The sequence below is a fragment of the Streptomyces sp. DT190 genome, assembly GCF_049846985.1.
Classification (GTDB): Bacteria; Actinomycetota; Actinomycetes; order Streptomycetales; family Streptomycetaceae; genus Streptomyces.
Genome location: NZ_JBNCNM010000005.1, coordinates 103855 through 121910, shown reverse-complemented (window position 1 = coordinate 121910; position 18056 = coordinate 103855). Strand labels below are relative to the sequence as shown.

Here is an 18056-nt window from a genome sequence, read left to right as displayed (position 1 = left end):
CGGCGGCCTGGGCGGGCGCGGTGGGCTCGGCGGCCTTGCGGGTACGGCGGGTCTTGGGCTTGGCCTCCGTGCCTTCGGCGGTGTCGACGGCCTCGGCTGCGGCTGCGGCGGCGGTCTTGCGCGTCCGTCGCGGCTTGGCCTCGGCGGTGTCCGTGCCGGTGTCCGTGCCGGTGTCCGTGGCGGCGGCGGCGGTCTTGCGGGTCCGGCGCGGCTTGGCCTCGGTGGCTTCGGCCGTGTCGACGGCGGCCTCCGCCGTGGACGCCGCCGTCTTGCGGGTCCGGCGCGGCTTGGCCTCGACCGCCTCCGTGTCCGTGGTGGCGGCGGCCGTCTTGCGCGTGCGGCGCGGCTTGGCCTCGGTGGCCTCGGCCGTGTCGACGGCGGTCTCGGCCGCGGGAGCCGTGGCCTTGCGGGTGCGGCGGCGCGGCGTGCCGGCGGCCTCGGGCTCCGCGGTCACCGGGGCGGTCTCGGCGACCACCTCGGTCACCGGGGCCTGTGCGGCCGACGGCGTGACCGCGGCCTCGGGCTCGACCGCCGGGGCCTGGGTGGCAGGCGTCTCCACGACAGCCGTCTCCGACCGGCGCGTGCGGCGCCGGCGCGGCTTCTCGGCCGTCTCGGGGGCCTCGGTGCTCGTGCCCTCGGCCGTCGCGACGGCGTTCTCCGCCGGTGCGGACGCGGAGGTCTCCACGACCGCGGCCGGCGCGGCCTCGGCCGAGGCACCGGCGCGCGTACGGCGACGGCGACGCGGCGTGCGCGGAGCCGTGACGGCCTCCGCCTCGGCCGTGCCACCGGCGACGGGAGCCGTGGCCTCCGTCTCGGGCGCGGTGGCGCCGGCGGAACCCGGCGCGTCCAGCGGAGTCCCGCCGCGCGTGCGGCGACGGCGGCGCGGCGTACGCGGGGAACGCTCGCGCTCGGCCGAGCGGGACTCGTCCCGGTCGGGGCGACCGCCCCGGCCGCCACGCCCGCGCGGCGCGCGGCCGCCCGGCTCGCCCAGGTCCTCAAGCTCCTCCGCGTCCAGCCCGGCGCGCGTGCGCTCCGAGCGCGGCAGGATGCCCTTCGTGCCCTCGGGGATGCCGAGGTCGGTGAAGAGGTGCGGGGAGGTGGAGTACGTCTCGGGCGGGTCGCTGAAGCCCAGGTCCAGCGCCTTGTTGATCAGCTGCCAGCGCGGGATGTCGTCCCAGTCGACCAGGGTGATCGCCGTACCCTTCGCGCCCGCGCGGCCCGTACGGCCGATGCGGTGCAGGTACGTCTTCTCCTCTTCCGGCGACTGGTAGTTGATGACGTGCGTGACGCCCTCGACGTCGATACCGCGGGCGGCGACGTCGGTGCAGACGAGCACGTCCACCTTGCCGTTGCGGAAGGCGCGCAGGGCCTGCTCGCGCGCGCCCTGGCCGAGGTCGCCGTGGACCGCGCCGGAGGCGAAGCCGCGCTGCTTGAGCTGGTCGGCGAGGTCGGCCGCGGTGCGCTTGGTGCGGCAGAACACCATCACCAGTCCCCGGCCCTCGGCCTGGAGGATGCGCGCGACCATCTCGGGCTTGTCCATGTTGTGCGCGCGGTAGACGAACTGCTTCGTGTTCGCGACCGTCGCGCCCGCGTCGTCCGGGGACGTGGCGCTGATGTGCGTGGGCTGCGACATGTAGCGGCGGGCCAGGCCGATGACCGCGCCCGGCATGGTGGCCGAGAACAGCATGGTCTGGCGCCGGACCGGCAGCATGTTGATGATCTTCTCGACGTCGGGCAGGAAGCCCAGGTCGAGCATCTCGTCGGCCTCGTCGAGGACCAGGCACCTGATGTGCTTCAGGTTCAGCTTCTTCTGCCCGGCGAGGTCGAGCAGCCGGCCCGGGGTGCCGACGACGACGTCGACGCCCTTCTTGAGGGCCTCGACCTGGGGCTCGTAGGCCCGGCCGCCGTAGATCGCCAGGACGCGCACGTTACGGGCCTTGCCGGCGGTGAGCAGGTCGTTGGTGACCTGCGTGCACAGCTCGCGCGTGGGGACGACGATCAGGGCCTGCGGGGCGTCGGTGAGGCCCTCGGGCTCGGCGCGTCCGGCCTCGACGTCGGCGGGGACGGTGACGCGCTCGAGGAGCGGGAGGCCGAAGCCCAGCGTCTTGCCGGTGCCGGTCTTGGCCTGGCCGATGACGTCCTTGCCCGACAGGGCAACGGGGAGCGTCATCTCCTGGATGGGGAAGGGGGTGATGATGCCGACGGCCTCCAGGGCCTCGGCGGTCTCGGGAAGGATTCCGAGCTCTCGGAACGTCGTAGTCAGGGTGCTGCCTCTTCTGTGTGGGCGGCGCGAGGCGAGCGCGGGGGTCGTGTCGGACCGTGCCGGGGACGTCGGCTGCCTACGGGCGGGCCGTAGAGCACGGGACCGCGCCGACGCTCGAGCGCTCATGCCGCTGAGGGTGTCCCCTCCGGGACTCGTACGCGTGGTGCCGTACGCCGGGGAGGGCTGTCGGGTCGGAGCCGATCGGGCCACCGACCGGGCATCCTCATACGTGCGGCCTGTCGAGGTACGTCGACGTACCAGCAGGCGCATTACCACCATACCCCGGAATCGCGCACATGCGATGGCCGATCTGGTCACGTAGTCGTCGTCACACTGATTGACCAGGGCCTTACGCCTCGGGGCCGGCGGGCTATTGTGCGCTTCATGACGAGCTCTGACAAGCCTGAGAACGCCTTGGACCCCGCCGCCGAACCCACGTCAGTCGCCGCCCGGGACTGGGCGACGGCCTCCGCCGACCCGCAGTACCGCGCCGCGGTCGTCGACCTGCTCGGTGCGCTCGCCTACGGGGAGCTCGCGGCGTTCGAGCGGCTCGCGGAGGACGCCAAGCTGGCGCCGACGCTGGAGGACAAGGCGGAGCTGGCGAAGATGGCGTCGGCCGAGTTCCACCACTTCGAGCGGCTGCGCGACCGGCTCGCCGAGATCGGGGAGGAGCCGACCTCCGCGATGGAGCCGTTCGTCGCGGCCTACGACGGCTTCCACAAGCAGACGGCGCCCTCGGACTGGCTGGAAGGGCTCGTCAAGGCCTACGTCGGCGACTCCATCGCCAGCGACTTCTACCGGGAGGTCGCGGCCCGGCTGGACTCCGACACCCGCTCGCTGGTGCTGGCGGTGCTCGACGACACCGGGCACGGCGGCTTCGCCGTGGAGAAGGTGCGCGCGGCGATCGACGCGGACCCGCGGGTCGGCGGGCGGCTCGCGCTGTGGGCGCGGCGGCTGATGGGCGAGGCCCTGTCGCAGTCCCAGCGGGTGGTCGCCGACCGGGACGCGCTGTCGACCATGCTCGTCGGCGGTGTCGCCGACGGATTCGACCTCGCCGAGGTCGGCAAGATGTTCTCCCGGATCACCGAGGCCCACACCAAGCGGATGGCCGCGCTGGGGCTGGCGGCCTAGCCGCGGGCCCCGGTCAGGCGCCGGGGCCGGCCCGGGGGCCGCGGCCCAGTCGCTTCGAGCGCCGCCACCGGCGACCCGTCAGGCGGTCGCCGATCGGCGGCGCAGTCTTCCCGCGGGGCGCAGCAGCAGCGACAGCGAGGCCACCGAGACGATCACCGCGCCGAGCAGCACCGCCAGCAGGTGCCCGGCGTCCAGTGCGCTGTGCATGACGAAGGCGCCGAACAGGGCGCCGGCGACGCCGGTCGACAGGACCAGGGGGCGGGACGGCATGCGGTGCGCCAGCCGGTGCGTGGCCGCCCACGCCAGAGCCAGGCCGAGGATCGCGGAGCTCAGCGCTTCCAGGAGCATGTCGGGGTCCCTCCCACATGGCCGGCCTGCCCAAATCGGTCGTAGCCCGTCTTACCCCTGACCTGCGGAATCCAATCCACTCCTGTGGGCGACTTGTGCGCCATCCGTGGAGGAACCCCCGTGCCGCACGGGACCGGACGGCCGCCGGAAGGGGACCGGACGGACGCCGGCAAGGGCAGGACGGACGGATGCCGGCAAGGGGCAGGACGGATGCCGGCATCGGGCGCGGGACAGACGCCGAGGGGGCGGGACGGCCGAAGCCGTCCCGCCCCCTCGTACGCGAGTGCCTACAGCGCGCCGAAGCCCACCTTGCGCGGGGCCGGCTCGCCGATCTCGATGTAGGCGAGACGGTCGGCCGGGACGAGGACCTTGCGGCCGTGCTCGTCCACGAGGCTCAGCAGCGGCGACTTGCCGGCCAGCGCCTCGGACACCGCCCGCTCGACCTCCTCGGCACTCTGACCGCTCTCCAGAACGATCTCGCGGGGCGCGTGCTGCACGCCGATCTTGACCTCCACGGCTATGTCCCTCCGACGGTCAGTGATGTGCGCGACCTTCCGCGCCGTACGCAGCACACATTAGCCCGGTGAGGGGACCTGTACGCTCCGCCCGAGAACGCCACGAGCGAACACCGGACGGGAACAACGCGCCCGTCAGTGGTGCTGCTGGTCCGTCCCGTGCAGCGGGAAGCCCGCGATGCCGCGCCACGCCAGCGAGGTCAGCAGCTGCACCGCCTGGTCGCGGGGCACGCTGCGGTCGCTGTGCAGCCACGACCGCGCCACCACCTGGGCCAGTCCGCCCAGGCCCGAGGCGAGCAGCATCGACTCCGCGCGCGACAGACCCGTGTCCTCGGCGATCACGTCACAGATCGCCTCGGCGCACTCGGTGGTCACCTTGTCGACGCGCTCGCGCACCGCCGGCTCGTTGGTCAGGTCCGACTCGAAGACCAGCCGGAAGGCGCCGCCGTCGTCCTCGACGTAGGCGAAGTAGGCGTCCATCGTCGCCCGGACGCGCTGCTTGTTGTCGGTCGTCGAGGCGAGCGCGTGGCGCACCGACTGGATGAGCGACTCGCAGTGCTGGTCCAGCAGGGCGAGGTAGAGATCGAGCTTGCCCGGGAAGTGCTGGTAGAGCACCGGCTTGCTGACGCCGGCGCGCTCCGCGATGTCGTCCATCGCGGCCGCGTGGTAGCCCTGGGCCACGAAGACCTCCTGGGCGGCGCCCAGGAGCTGGTTGCGTCGGGCACGGCGTGGCAGGCGTGTGCCCCGCGGGCGAACCGCCTCTGTCTGCTCGATGGCTGTCACGCCGCCTCCCATAGTCGTCCACGTGCGGATCTGGCCGCGTCGCCATCGTACTTTTCGGTAACCGTGCTGTGCGCGGTGAGAGCGCAGAATTTCACGGACCGGACGGTTACGAAAGCGGTCGAGAAGGTTTCAAACAGGGTGAGAGCGGGCAAAATGCGGCTCCTTTCCTGCTCGGTGGCGCGTTCCGTCGCCCGCGAGGGGGCGAGCGTCACCGGTAGTCGTCCTCGTCGAGCGAGACGATCCGGGCCTGCTCCACCAGGTCGGCCTCGTTGGCTCGGGCCGGGTCGACGCCGGTCAGCGGGTCGTCGCGGTCCGGCGCGAGGTCGGCCTGCTGCTCGGCCGCGTCTACCTCGGGCGCCTCGACGCCGAACTCCGGCGTCTCAGGCGCGTCCTCGGCCTCGAACGTCTCCGGGTCGGTGGGGTCGACGGCCATGCTGGGCTCCCTTCCTACGAACGTCCCTGGGAATGCAGGGGCCACATGCGGGTGCCCTCTGCACGAGCCTAGGAGACACCCGATCCGGACGCTATGCGATCCGCGTCCGGGGCGTGAGGCGGTGCGTATCCCTTCGACTGCCTTCCATGGTGCTCCCGGGTGCCTCCCGTGACGCCGCTCCAACGGGCCTGTTCCTGTGACGGCGAACACAGGGGAACGCATGAGTGGCTGCGTGATCGTCTCGTAACATTGCCGCATGTCTTCGACCGAGCTGCCGTTCGTGCCGCCCGCCAATGTGCTGCCGAAGGTGGGGACCGTCCGGGTCGCGGAGGGGGAGCGGCTGAGGTCGGTCGAACTGCCAGGCATCACGCTGACGGTGCGGTCGAGGCCGCCCGCGCGCGAGGGGCTGCCGCCCGCCCTGTACGTGCACGGGCTCGGGGGCTCCTCGCAGAACTGGTCGGCGCTGATGCCGTTGCTGGAGGACGTCGTCGACCCCGAGGCCCTCGACCTGCCGGGCTTCGGCGACTCCCCGCCCCCGGACGACGGCGACTACTCCGTCACGGGCCACGCCCGCGCGGTCATCCGTTACCTCGACGCCTCCGGGCGCGGGCCCGTGCACCTGTTCGGGAACTCGCTCGGCGGCGCCATCACCACCCGTGTCGCCGCGGTTCGGCCCGATCTGGTCCGTACGCTCACGCTTGTGTCACCCGCCCTGCCGGAAATCCGAGTGCAGCGCTCCGCCGTACCGACGGGGCTGCTCGCCGTGCCCGGGATCGCGCCGCTGTTCACGCGCCTCACCCGCGAATGGACGGCGGAGCAGCGCGTCCGCGGCGTGATGGCGCTGTGTTACGGGGACCCCGGGCGGGTCACGCCGGAAGGATTCCGCAACGCGGTGCAGGAGATGGAGCGGCGGCTGCGGCTGCCCTACTTCTGGGACGCGATGGCGCGCTCCGCGCGCGGGATCGTCAACGCCTACACCCTCGGTGGCCAGCACGGACTGTGGCGCCAGGCCGAGCGCGTCCTCGCGCCGACCCTGCTCGTCTACGGTGGCCGCGACCAGCTCGTCGGCTTCCGCATGGCCCAGAAGGCGGCCCGGGCCTTCCGCGACTCGCGGTTGGTGACATTGCCGGACGCGGGACACGTGGCCATGATGGAGTACCCGGAGACGGTCGCCATGGCGTTCCGTGAACTGCTGGACGACTGCGGGGAGTTGGGAACGCGGCGCGCCCGGCGGGCACGGGGCGCTGCGGACGACGACGCATCGCGTGCCCGCGCGGACGACGTGAACGACGTGGTCGAACGGGACACCACCGACGAGAGCATGGGGGGCTGAGGCGCAACGTGGGACGCCACAGCCGCCGTGGGTCCGTCGCCAAGGGCGACACCTCGGACACCACCGCAGCACGGGACGGCCGGACCGGCTCGGCGCAGGCGCCGAGACCCGGGCAGGGCCAGGCACCGGACGAGACCCGGGGTGCCCGGCCGGTTCCGGGCGGGCCCGGACAGGGCGGCCGGCCGCAGCAGGGCGCGGGCCCCCGCCGGGTGCCGGGGCCGCGATCCGCACCGGGGCCGGCCGCGCCGCCGCGCGGCACACCGGCCCACCTGACGGCCCAGGGCGGAGCGCCCCAGGGCGGAGCGCCCCAGGGCGGAGCGCCCCAGGGCGGGTCGCTCCCGAACGGGTCGCCCCCGTACGTGACGCGCCCTCAGGGGGCGCCGCCGCACGGGATGCCGCGTCTGCCGGAGGGATGGCTGCCCGGCGGCACACCGGCGCACGGGATCCCGCGGTTGCCCGACGGCACGCCGGCTCAGGGCGTGCCGCGGCTGCCGGACGGGACGCCGGCGCACGGAGTGCCGAGGTTGGCTGACGGGACCCCCGCGCATGGGGTGCCGAGGATGCCTGAGGGGACTCCCGCGCGTGGTGTGCCACGGTTGCCTGATGGGACGCCGGCGCATGGTGTTCCTCGGCTGCCTGATGGGACGCCTGCGCATGGGGTGCCGCGGCTCCCTGACGGGACCCCGGCTCGGGGTGTGCCTCGGATGGCCGAGGGGACTCCCGCTCGTGGTGTCCCTCGATCGGCCGACGGAAGCCCCGCGCAGGGTGTGCCTCGGTCGGCCGACGGGACCCCGGCCCGCGGGGTGCCGCGGTTGCCCGACGGGACGCCCGCATACGGGTTTCCGCAGGTCCGCGGTGGGCACCCCGAGCAGCGGGAAGCCGGAGGCGGATGGGGTGAGGTGAGGGGGAGCGGCGCGGGACGCGCCGGGGCCGGTGCCGCCATACCTCGGCAGCGCCGGGCCTTCGTGCCCGGACCGCGGCAGGATTATCTCGACGCCTTTGACGAGGAGGACGACGTCTTCGCGCCCCGCACGCCCGCCTCCGCGCACGCGGCGGACGCCTACGCCTCCGTCGCGGACTGGAGCGAGGGCACCCCGGCCGACAGCCGCTCCGGCGATCCCGACGGAGCGGCTCCCACCGGTGCGCCCGCGCCGGGCAAAACCGGCAAGGGGCGTGCCTTCACTGGCATCGCGGCCGCCGCCGTCACCACCGTGCTGGCCGTCATCGTCGCCGGCCAGGTCGCCGACGACCAGGGCGGTGCCGACGTGCAGTCGCAGTCCGCCGCCGACCGGGCCCGGGACGTCCGCGACCCCGCGTCCCGCGCGGCCGGCCGGGCCAACCCCGCCCCCGGCGCCCGGGTGGTGCCGGTGACGTACGAGGCGAAGATGGAGCGGACGTACCCGCTCGGGGCCACCCTCAAGGGCTCGGGCCGGTTCGACGCCGTGCCCGGGATCGCCAAGGCACCCGGCGCGGGACAGAAGTTCACCTACCGCGTGGACGTGGAGCAGGGGCTGGGGCTCGACGCCGAGCTGTTCGCCGAGGCCGTGCAGAAGACGCTCAACGACCAGCGCAGCTGGGCCCACAACGGGGCGCGCACCTTCGAGCGCATCCACTCCGGCCGCCCCGACTTCGTGATCACCCTCGCCAGCCCCGGCACGACCGCCGACTGGTGCGCCAAGTCCGGCCTGGACACCACCGTGGACAACGTCTCCTGCGACTCGGCCGCGACCGAACGCGTGATGATCAACGCCTATCGGTGGGCGCAGGGCTCCGAGACGTACGGCGACGGCGACATCCACGCCTACCGGCAGATGCTGATCAACCACGAGGTCGGGCACCGGCTCGGCTACGGGCACGTCACCTGCGACAAGGACGGCGACCTCGCGCCGGTCATGCAGCAGCAGACCAAGTTCCTCGACCACGACGGCATCCACTGCCGCGCCAACCCCTGGCCCTATCCGGGACGTTGAGGGCCGGGAGCGGGGGTGTGGCGCGGCTCGCGTTGACATGCTCAGAGAGTTCGGACATATTTCTGGGCATGTCGTCCCGTCCCGCCTCCGTTCGCGCCGCCATCGAGCTGGCGCTCATCGGCGTGACCCCGCTCTGCGTGGCCGACATCCACTGTTGCTGACGCCCGCCCGAGGCGCGCGTCGCGAATTCTTTCCCTCCCTGCCGTGACCCTGTCGCGGTTTCTTCGACGACCCGGCGCCGGGCAGACGTCTGCTGTTCTCCGTCTCACCCTTCGTCATTTCGTCTCGTGATCCGAGACGCCTTTTGAGAGGTCGTCCTTCCGATGCGCCAACCGTCCGTCATAGCGCGCCGCGTGGCCGCGGCATCCGTGAGCCTGGTCCTGGCAGCGGGCGCCGCCGCCTGCGGCCCTGAGGACAACGATGCCAAGGGCGCCGGCGGCGACTCCACGCCCCACAAGGGCGGCACCCTGACGGTTCTGAACGCCAACCCCCAGCAGGACTTCGACCCGGCCCGCCTCTACACCTCCGGCGGCGGCAACGTCCCGTCCCTGGTCTTCCGCACCCTCACCACCCGCAACCGGGAGGACGGCGCCGCCGGTACCGAGGTCGTCCCCGACCTGGCCACCGACACCGGGCGCCCCAACAAGGACGCGACCGTGTGGACGTACACCCTGAAGGAGGGCCTGAAGTACGAGGACGGCACCCCCATCACCTCGGCCGACATCAAGTACGGCATCGAGCGCTCCTTCGCCCCGGAGCTGTCCGGCGGCGCCCCCTACCTGCGGGACTGGCTGGTCGGGGCCGCCGACTACCAGGGCCCGTACAAGGACAAGAAGGGCCTGGACGCGATCGAGACGCCGGACGAGCGGACCATCGTCTTCCACCTGAACAAGCCCGAAGGCGAGTTCCCCTACCTGGCCACGCAGACGCAGTTCACGCCCGTCCCGAAGGCCAAGGACACCGGTACCACGTACGAGCAGCACCCGATCTCGTCCGGGCCGTACAAGGTCGTGAAGAACGAGAACGACGGCGAGCGGCTGATCCTGGAGCGCAACCCGCACTGGTCCGCCAAGACCGACGCCGAGCGCAAGGCCTACCCGGACAAGGTCGACGTTCGGTCCGGACTGGACTCGTCGGTGATCAACCAGCGGCTCTCCGCGTCCCAGGGGGCGGACGCCGCCGCGGTCACCACGGACACCAACCTCGGCCCGGCCGAGCTGGCCAAGGTGAGCGGCGACCGGGACCTCGCCTCCCGCGTGGGCACCGGGCACTTCGGCTACACCAACTACATCGCCCTCAACCCGAGGATCAAGCCGTTCGACGACCCCAAGGTGCGGCAGGCGATCTCGTACGCCATCGACCGTTCCTCCGTGGTCAACGCAGCGGGCGGATCGGCCCTGGCCGAGCCCGCGACCACCTTCCTGCCCAACCAGAAGTCCTTCGGCTACACGCCCTACGACCTCTTCCCGGCGGGCAAGGCCGGTGACCCGGCCAAGGCGAAGCAGCTGCTGAAGGAGGCCGGGCACCCGAACGGGCTGACCGTCACGCTCACGCACTCCAACGCCCGCGACTTCGAGACCAGCCCGGAGATCGCGACCGCCGTCCAGGACGCGCTCAAGAAGGCCGGCATCACGGTCAAGCTGCAGGGCCTGGAGGAGAACGACTACTCCGACAAGATCCACAACGTGAAGACCGAGCCGGGCTTCTTCCTCGCCCACTGGGGCGCCGACTGGCCCTCCGGCGGTCCCTTCCTCGCCCCGATCTTCGACGGCCGGCAGATCGTCGAGGACGGCGCGAACTTCAACACCGGCCTGCTGAACGACAAGTCGGTCAACGCCGAGATCGACGCGATCAACAAGCTGACGGATCTTGACGAGGCCGCCAAGAGGTGGGGCGCACTGGACAAGAAGATCGGCGAGAAGGCCCTGACCGTCCCGCTGTTCCACCCCGTCTACAAGCGCCTGTACGGCAAGGACGTCAAGAACATCGTGATCAGCGACTGGACCGGTGTGCTGGACGTCTCGCAGGTAGCGGTGAAGTGACGCCGTGAGCGAGGCACTCCTCACCGTCGAGGCGGCCGGGACGGACACCACCGTCCCGGCCGCCTCGGGGGCCCGTCAGTTCTGGCGGCGGCTGCGGACGCAGCGCGCCGCCCTCGTCGCGGCGGTCGCCGTCGCACTGCTCGTCCTGATCGCGCTCGCCGCGCCCCTGCTCACCGCGATCGAGGGCCAGGACCCGACCACCTACCACCCCTCCCTGGTGGACTCCGCGCGCGGCGGCGTGCCCATCGGGCCGTTCGGCGGAGCGAGCGCCGACCACTGGCTCGGCGTCGAACCGCAGACCGGCCGGGACCTGTTCGCGCGGCTGGTGTACGGCGCGCGCGTGTCGCTCGGCGTCGCGCTCGCCGCCACGGTCGTGCAGCTCCTGCTCGGCGTCGTCATCGGCGTCGCGGCCGGGCTCGGCAACCGCTGGGTGGACCTCGTGCTCACCCGGGTCGCCGACATCTTCGTGGCGATGCCGCTCATGGTCGTCGCGCTCGCCCTGCTCGCCATCGTGCCCACCGCCTTCCCGCGCCCGGTGCTGGTGGCGCTGGTCGTGGGCCTGGTCTCCGGCTGGGGGACGCTCGCCAAGATGGTGCGCGCGCAGACCCTGACCCTCAAGCAGCTCGACTACGTCGCCGCCGCCCGGCTCAGCGGCTGGGGCACCGTGCGGATCGCCCGGCGGGAACTGCTGCCCGGGCTCGCGGCCCCCGTCATCACCTTCGCGGCGATCCTCGTTCCGACGAACATCACCGTCGAGGCGGCCCTGTCCTTCCTCGGCGTGGGCGTGAAGCCGCCGACGCCCTCCTGGGGGCAGATGCTCACCTCCGCCGACGTCTGGTACCAGGCGGCGCCGCAGTACCTGCTGCTGCCCGCGGGCGCGCTGTTCCTGACCGTCCTCGCCCTCACCGTGCTCGGCGACGGCGTGCGCACCGCCCTCGACCCCCGCGCCTCCTCGCGTCTGCGCGTCGGCACGGGCCGCAGGAGGGAGGCCTCGTGACCGGCTTCGCGGGTTTCGTGCTGCGCCGCGCCGTCGGCGCCCTGGTCACCCTCCTCGCCCTCTCGGTGATCGTCTACGTCGTCTTCTACGTCACCCCCGGCAACGTCGCCCAGATCACCTGCGGCCCGCGCTGCTCACCCGCCCAGGTCCAGCAGGTCGCCGCGCAACTGCACCTCGACGACCCCCTGTTCACCCGCTACTGGCACTTCCTGCAGGGCCTCGTCGCCGGCCAGGACTACTCCACCGGCACCTCCGTCCAGCACTGCTCGGCGCCCTGCCTGGGCCTGTCCTACCAGAGCGACCAGCAGGTCACCGCGCTGATCCTGGCCAAACTGCCGGTCACCGCCTCGCTCGCGGTCGGTGCGATGGTGCTGTGGCTGATCATCGGCGTCGGCACCGGCGTGCTGTCGGTGTGGCGGCGCGGGCGGCTCACCGAGCGGCTGCTGACCACCCTGACCCTGGCGGGCATGTCCACGCCCGTGTTCGTCATCGGGCTCGTCCTGATGATCGTCGTCTGCGGTCAGCTGGAGCTGCTGCCCTTCCCGCAGTACGTCGCCTTCACCGACGACCCCGAGCAGTGGGCCTGGAACCTGCTGCTGCCCTGGCTGTCCCTCGCGCTCATCGAGTCCGCGACGTACGCCCGGCTGACCCGGGCCGCGATGCTGGAGACCCTCGCCGAGGACCACGTCCGCACCTTCCGGGCCTACGGCGTCGCGGAGCGGGCGATCATCGGGCGGCACGCCCTGCGCGGTGCGGTGGCCCCGCTCATCGCCGTGAACGCCAACAACATCGGCGTCCTGTTCGGCGGTGCCGTGCTCACCGAGACGCTCTTCGGCCTGCCCGGCATCGGCCGGGAAATGGTCGAGGCCGTCAAGGTCGTCGACCTGCCGGTGGTCGTCGGCATGGTCCTGGTGACCGGCTTCTTCGTGGTCCTGGCCAATGCCGTCGCGGACGTGCTGTACGCGGTGGCCGACCGACGGGTGGTGCTGACATGAGCCTGGTCGACGTGCGCGACCTCACGGTGGACTTCGGCGAGCTGCGGGCCGTCGACGGCCTCTCCTTCCGCCTGGAGGAGGGCGCCGCCCTGGCCCTGGTCGGCGAGTCCGGCTCCGGCAAGTCGACCGTGGCCTCCGCCCTGCTCGGCCTGCACCACGGCACCGGGGCCCGGGTCGCGGGCACGGTCGAGGTGGCGGGCACCGACGTGCAGCGGGCCTCCGAGGAGGAGCTGCGGCGGCTGCGCGGCGGGAAGGCCGCCATGGTCTTCCAGGACCCGCTGTCCTCCCTCGACCCGTACTACGCGATCGGTGACCAGATCGCCGAGGTGTACCGCCTGCACGCGCGCGTGTCCCGGCGGGCGGCACGCGCGCGTGCCGTCGACGTCCTGGACCGCGTGGGCATCCCCGACGCGGCCCGGCGGTCCCGCGCCCGGCCGCACGAGTTCAGCGGTGGCATGCGCCAGCGCGCCCTGATCGCCATGGCGCTCGCGTGCGAGCCCGGCCTGCTGATCGCCGACGAGCCGACCACCGCCCTCGACGTGACCGTGCAGGCCCAGGTCCTGGATCTGCTGCACACCCTGCGCGAGGAGACCGGCATGGGGCTGCTGCTCGTCACGCACGACGTGGGCGTCGCCGCCGAGAGCGTCGACGAGGTGCTGGTGATGCGGTACGGCCGGGCGGTCGAACACGGCCCGGTCGCCACCGTGCTGGGCGCGCCGGCCGAGCCGTACACGCGCGAGCTGCTGGCCGCCGTGCCGCAGCTGGACGCGCCGCCGAAGGACCCGGCCGCGCCCCAAGAGGTCGTCCTGGAGGCGACCGGGCTGCGGCGCGCGTTCGGGCGCGGGAAGCGGGCGGTCACGGCCGTGCGCGACGTGTCGCTGACCCTGCGCCGCGGCGAGACCCTCGGCATCGTCGGGGAGAGCGGCAGCGGCAAGACGACCCTGGGCCGCATGCTCGTCGGGCTGCTGGAGCCGACGGCGGGATCGATCACGTTCGAGGGCCGCCCCCACACCGGCGTCCACCCGGCCGTGCAGATGGTCTTCCAGGACCCGGTCTCCTCCCTCAACCCCCGCCGCAGCGTGGGCGAGTCCATCGCCGACCCGCTGCGCGCACGGGGCGAGCGGGACGAGCGGCGCGTCCGGCAGCGCGTCGGGGAACTGCTGGAGCGCGTGGGGCTCGAAGCGGCGCACCACGACCGCTACCCGCACGAGTTCAGCGGGGGCCAGCGCCAGCGCGTCGGCATCGCCCGGGCGCTGGCCGCGGACCCGCGCGTCATCGTCTGCGACGAGCCGGTCTCCGCCCTCGACGTCACCACGCAGGCCCATGTGGTCGCCCTGCTGGCCGAGTTGCAGCGCGAACTGGGCCTCGCCCTCGTCTTCGTCGCGCACGACCTGGCCGTCGTGCGCCAGGTCAGCGACCGGGTCGCGGTGATGCGGCGGGGCAGCGTGGTCGAGGAGGGGCCGGTCGGCGAGGTGTACGCGTCGCCGCGGGACCCGTACACCCGGCAGCTGCTGGCCGCCGTGCCCGCGCTCGACCCGCAGGCCGCCGCGCGACGCCGCGCGCAACGACGGGAGTTGGCCGCAGCATGACGTTGCGTGTCCGTTTGATCTCCTAGCGCGACGGAACGCGACCCGCACGGGAAAGTTACGACCGTTCACCCCTTTTGGTGGTGCGACGGACAACCGTCCGTCGTACCACCGCCTTGTCCGCATACGTTCGTCCCGCTGCGAGCCGCCGGGCAACGGCGGCTCCTCATACGGGAGATCGGGGGTGCACTCGTGCGCATCGGACTGCTGACGGAGGCCGGCTATCCGTACGTGAGCGGTGACGCCAGGCTCTGGTGCGACCGGCTGGTGCACGGTCTCGCACAGCACGAGTTCGACGTCTACGCGCTCAGCCGCAGCCAGCTCCAGGAGGACGAGGGCTGGGTCCCGCTGCCGCCGAACGTGCGCAGGGTGCGGACCGCGCCGCTGTGGATGGCCGAGGACGACGAGGTGGTGCTGGGACGCCGGGCCCGGCGCCGGTTCCGCGAGTGCTTCGGGGAACTGGCGGCGGTGCTGTGCGGGACGGCGGGGCCGGCCGGGGGTTCGAGCGGGACGGCTGGGGGTTCGAGCGGGACGGCCGGCGGTTCGAGCGGGACGGCCGACGGTCCGTCGAGGAGCGCCGCCGGAGGGCCCGGGGACGCGTCCGCCTCCGAGGCGGACCGTTTCGCCAGCGCTCTGTACGGACTTGCCGAACTCGCCCGCGAGACCGGCGGCCTGGTCGGCGCACTCCGTTCCGAGGCCGCCGTACGCACGCTGGAGCGCGCCTGCCGCGCGCCCGGCGCGCAGCGCGCCGCCCGCGAGGCGCGCGTACCGGACCTGCTCGCCGTCGCCGGCTACCTGGAGCGCACCCTGCGCCCCCTCTCCCTCGACTGGTACGAGGACGACGGACTCGGCGCGGTCGACCTGTGCCACGCCGCCTCCGGCGGCGCCGCCGTCCTGCCGGGCCTGCTCGCCCGGCACTTCACCGGCGTGCCGCTGCTGGTGACCGAGTACGGCGTGCGCCTGCGGACGCACTACCTCACCACCCCGGACGCCCCGCCCGCCGTGCGGTCCCTGCTCGCGGCGTTCCAGGGCCGCCTCGCGGCCGAGGCCTACCGGCAGGCGGAGGTCGTCACCGCCGGCAACACGCACGCCCGCCGCTGGCAGGAGCGCTGCGGTGCCGACCGCGCGAAGCTCCGCACGGTCCACCCGGGCATGGACGCCCGGCCCTTCGCGGAGGCCGGCGAGTCCCCCGAGTCCGCGGACCCGGACACCCTCGTCTGGGTCGGCCGGGTCGAGCCCGCCAAGGACCTGGTCTCGCTGCTGCACGCCTTCGCCGAGGTCCGCAAGGAGCGGCCGAAGGCCCGCCTGCGCGTCGTCGGCACCCCCGTCGGCGCCGAGGGCGCGGCCTACCTCCTGCACTGCCGGGCGCTCGCCGCCCAGCTCTTCCCCGACGAGGCCGAGGGGCCGCACATCCCCGGCGACAACCCGGTGTCCTTCGAGGAGACCGGAGGGCCGGAACTGCCGCGCCCTGCCGACGCGTACGCCTCGGGCGCCGTGACCGTGCTGTCCAGCGTCGTCGAGGGCTTCCCGGTCAGCCTGGTCGAAGCCATGCTGTCCGGGCGGGCGACCGTCTCGACCGACGTCGGCGCGGTCGTGGAGGTCATCGGCGGCACCGGCCTCGTCGTCCCTCCGCGCAATCCGCAGGCGCTCGCCGAGGCGTGCGTGGCGCTGCTGCGCGACCCCGAGCGTCGTGCGCGCCTGGGCGCGGCCGCGCGCGCCCGGGCCCTCGAACTGTTCACGGTCGAGCAGAACATCGAGGCATTTCACGGCATTTACCTGGAGATCGTCTCGCGCGCGCCCGTCCGGCGCGCCCTGGACGGAGCGGGGGAGCCGCTGCCCTTCGCGGTTCCCGCCGAGGCCCGGGTCCCGGTCCGCTGGTCCACCCCGTCGCCCAGCCTCGCCGCCCGCAACGGCCCCGGCTGGGCCACCGCCCGCCCCGTGCGCGCCACCACGCCCGTCCCCGCCCCGGAGGGAGCGCGGTGAAGGACCTCGGAGAACTGGACCGACCCGGCACCCCCACCAGCCCGGGGGCCTGGGACACGGAATCGGAACGGGCGCTGAAGCCGGCGGGTGGGGCGACCGATGGCCGTGGGGGCGAGGGCCGGGCAACCGAGGGTCGGACGACCACGGGCCGGGGGACCGAGGGCCGGGCGAGCGAAGGCCGGGGGGCCGCAGGCCAGACGAGCGAGGGTCGGACGACCGAGGGCCAGGCGAGCGAGGGTCGGACGACTGAAACCGGTCGCATGCCGACCTCGGGCTCCGACTCGGGCTCCGGCTCGGTATCCGCTGCGGCCCCGACCGCCGACACCGCGTCCGCGACCTCTACCGCGTCCGCGACCTCGACCGAGGCCTCGACCGCAGGGCCGGGTGCTGAAGCCGGCGGCGTCGCCGGCGGCGCCGGCGTGCGGACCGGGGCTCGGGAGACCGACGGCCCCGGCCCGACCCCACCGTCCCCCCGCCGAGGCGCCGCCGACCCCGTGAAGGCGCTGATGCACCGTCACCGAGAGCTCTGCGAGCGGGCCGTCGATCCGCTGGAGATCGCGGCCGGACTCGAAGCTCACGGCATCACCGACCGCACCGCCGGCCGGTTCCGCCACCGGGACGTCTTCTCCCTGGCGGAGGAGATGTACGCGCGCGTCTCCCGGAACGGGGACACGCCCCCGCCCGCCGCTCCCGCCGCCCCGCGGGTAAGGGCCGGATGGGTCCTCCTGACGCTGCTGCCGGGCGCCCTGTGCGCCGCCGCCGTGGCCGCCGCGCACCTCACCCACGGCCGGACCCGTCTGATTGTGGCCGCCGCCGGAGCCCTCGCCGTCGGGACGGCCCTCCGGGCTGCCCTGCACAGGGGCCCCCTGAGCAGGACCGACGAGGGCCGGCCCGGGCCCCGGCCCGGCGCCGCACCCGGCCGGACCACCCCCTGGACCCTGTGGCTCGCCGCCTACGCCCTCCTGGGCGACGGCCTGCTGCTCAGCGCCCTCGCCGGCGGCCCCGACGCCCTTCCCACCGGATCCGCCGAGGGGCCCTGGCCCGTCACCGTGGCCCCCGTCCTCGCCCTCACCCTGGCCTGCGCGCCCGCGGCCTGGACCGCCCACTTCCTCACCGCGCGCGCCCGTCGCAGACTCGCCTCCAGCCGGGGCCTGGAGGACTTCGCCGCGGCCGTGCGACCGCTCCTGCTGGGCCTGTTCGCCCTCTTCGTGGGCGCCCTGACGGCCCTGCTCGCCTTGAGCGCGGCGGTCCTGGACGAGTCCGCGGCCTACCCACAGGCCCTCACCCTGGGCGCCCTCCTCTTCCTCGCCCGCCTCCTCACCGTCCACGGCTTCACCTACGCCCCGGCCGTCGTCCTCACCGCGACCGCCACCCTCCAGGCGTCCGCCCTCGCCCTGGTCTTCACCTCCCGCCTGCCCGGCTGCGGCTTCCTCGCCACACCGGTCGACGCACTCGTCACCGCCTGGGGCGCCGGCAGCGTCCCGGCCCTCGTCTGCGGAGCGGCGGCCCTCGCCCTGCTGGTCCACGCGACCCGCAAGCTGACCCGGGCCTCGGCCCACGCACCCGCGGAGCCCGCCCGGTGACGGTCCTGACGGCGACCCCACCGCCGCAGGCCATCGCCACCCCGTCCTACCCGCCCCCTAGGAGAACGACATGACCACCCACCCAGGAGCCCCG

General features: G+C 73.7%; 15 protein-coding genes. 10 read left to right on the top strand and 5 right to left on the bottom strand.

Annotated features, from left to right (window positions below; translation table 11 throughout):
* On the bottom strand, positions 1 to 2170 hold a 2170-nt coding region (locus ACPXCS_RS11930; RefSeq protein ID WP_425946514.1), incomplete at its 3' end, for a DEAD/DEAH box helicase.
* A 477-nt stretch (positions 2171 to 2647) separates the two neighbouring features.
* Here ACPXCS_RS11930 and ACPXCS_RS11925 point away from each other — a divergent pair.
* The gene (locus ACPXCS_RS11925) at positions 2648 to 3394 is read left to right on the top strand and encodes a ferritin-like domain-containing protein (RefSeq protein WP_425946513.1); all 747 of its coding nucleotides are present in this window, start codon (positions 2648 to 2650) and stop codon (positions 3392 to 3394) included.
* 78 nt (positions 3395 to 3472) lie between these two features.
* Here ACPXCS_RS11925 and ACPXCS_RS11920 read toward each other — a convergent pair whose 3' ends face one another.
* The 4 genes from ACPXCS_RS11920 to ACPXCS_RS11905 form a co-directional block, all read right to left on the bottom strand.
* Positions 3473 to 3742, bottom strand: coding sequence for a hypothetical protein (locus tag ACPXCS_RS11920; RefSeq protein ID WP_425946512.1), 270 nt, complete (start codon positions 3740 to 3742; stop codon positions 3473 to 3475).
* Positions 3743 to 4029: 287 nt separating this feature from the next.
* Positions 4030 to 4257 carry a DUF3107 domain-containing protein gene (locus tag ACPXCS_RS11915; protein ID WP_425946511.1) on the bottom strand — a complete coding sequence of 76 codons (228 nt, stop codon included), beginning with the start codon at positions 4255 to 4257 and terminating at the stop codon, positions 4030 to 4032.
* A gap of 135 nt (positions 4258 to 4392) precedes the next feature.
* Positions 4393 to 5040: a TetR/AcrR family transcriptional regulator gene (locus ACPXCS_RS11910; RefSeq protein ID WP_425946510.1), complete on the bottom strand. Its 648-nt coding sequence runs from the start codon at positions 5038 to 5040 to the stop codon at positions 4393 to 4395.
* 208 nt (positions 5041 to 5248) lie between these two features.
* The gene (locus ACPXCS_RS11905; RefSeq protein WP_425946509.1) at positions 5249 to 5473 is read right to left on the bottom strand and encodes a hypothetical protein; all 225 of its coding nucleotides are present in this window, start codon (positions 5471 to 5473) and stop codon (positions 5249 to 5251) included.
* A 256-nt stretch (positions 5474 to 5729) separates the two neighbouring features.
* Between ACPXCS_RS11905 and ACPXCS_RS11900 the strand changes: the two genes are divergently transcribed.
* From ACPXCS_RS11900 to ACPXCS_RS11860, 9 genes are all read left to right on the top strand, one after another.
* Positions 5730 to 6806, top strand: a complete 1077-nt coding sequence (locus ACPXCS_RS11900; protein ID WP_425946508.1) for an alpha/beta fold hydrolase — start codon at positions 5730 to 5732, stop codon at positions 6804 to 6806.
* Positions 6807 to 7198: 392 nt separating this feature from the next.
* Positions 7199 to 8776, top strand: a complete 1578-nt coding sequence (locus ACPXCS_RS11895) for a DUF3152 domain-containing protein (protein ID WP_425946507.1) — start codon at positions 7199 to 7201, stop codon at positions 8774 to 8776.
* A 68-nt stretch (positions 8777 to 8844) separates the two neighbouring features.
* On the top strand, positions 8845 to 8937 hold the full coding sequence (locus tag ACPXCS_RS11890; protein ID WP_351358375.1) for an Ms4533A family Cys-rich leader peptide: 93 nt from the start codon (positions 8845 to 8847) through the stop codon (positions 8935 to 8937).
* A 162-nt stretch (positions 8938 to 9099) separates the two neighbouring features.
* The gene (locus tag ACPXCS_RS11885) at positions 9100 to 10818 is read left to right on the top strand and encodes an ABC transporter substrate-binding protein (RefSeq protein WP_425946506.1); all 1719 of its coding nucleotides are present in this window, start codon (positions 9100 to 9102) and stop codon (positions 10816 to 10818) included.
* 4 nt (positions 10819 to 10822) lie between these two features.
* Positions 10823 to 11815 (top strand): ABC transporter permease, encoded by a 993-nt coding sequence (locus tag ACPXCS_RS11880; RefSeq protein ID WP_425970953.1) that lies wholly within the window; start codon positions 10823 to 10825, stop codon positions 11813 to 11815.
* Entirely contained in the window at positions 11812 to 12810 is a 999-nt protein-coding gene (locus tag ACPXCS_RS11875) for an ABC transporter permease (protein ID WP_425946505.1), read from the top strand. Before ACPXCS_RS11880 ends, ACPXCS_RS11875 begins: the two co-directional genes overlap by 4 nt.
* Positions 12807 to 14399, top strand: a complete 1593-nt coding sequence (locus tag ACPXCS_RS11870) for a dipeptide ABC transporter ATP-binding protein (protein ID WP_425946504.1) — start codon at positions 12807 to 12809, stop codon at positions 14397 to 14399. The genes ACPXCS_RS11875 and ACPXCS_RS11870 overlap by 4 nt, the downstream gene beginning before the upstream one ends.
* Before the next feature lie 189 nt (positions 14400 to 14588).
* The gene (locus ACPXCS_RS11865) at positions 14589 to 16379 is read left to right on the top strand and encodes a DUF3492 domain-containing protein (RefSeq protein ID WP_425946503.1); all 1791 of its coding nucleotides are present in this window, start codon (positions 14589 to 14591) and stop codon (positions 16377 to 16379) included.
* Positions 16380 to 16639: 260 nt separating this feature from the next.
* A complete protein-coding gene (locus tag ACPXCS_RS11860; RefSeq protein ID WP_425946502.1) occupies positions 16640 to 17962 on the top strand; it encodes a hypothetical protein in 1323 nt (440 codons plus the stop codon).
* The last annotated feature ends 94 nt before the right edge of the window (positions 17963 to 18056 follow it).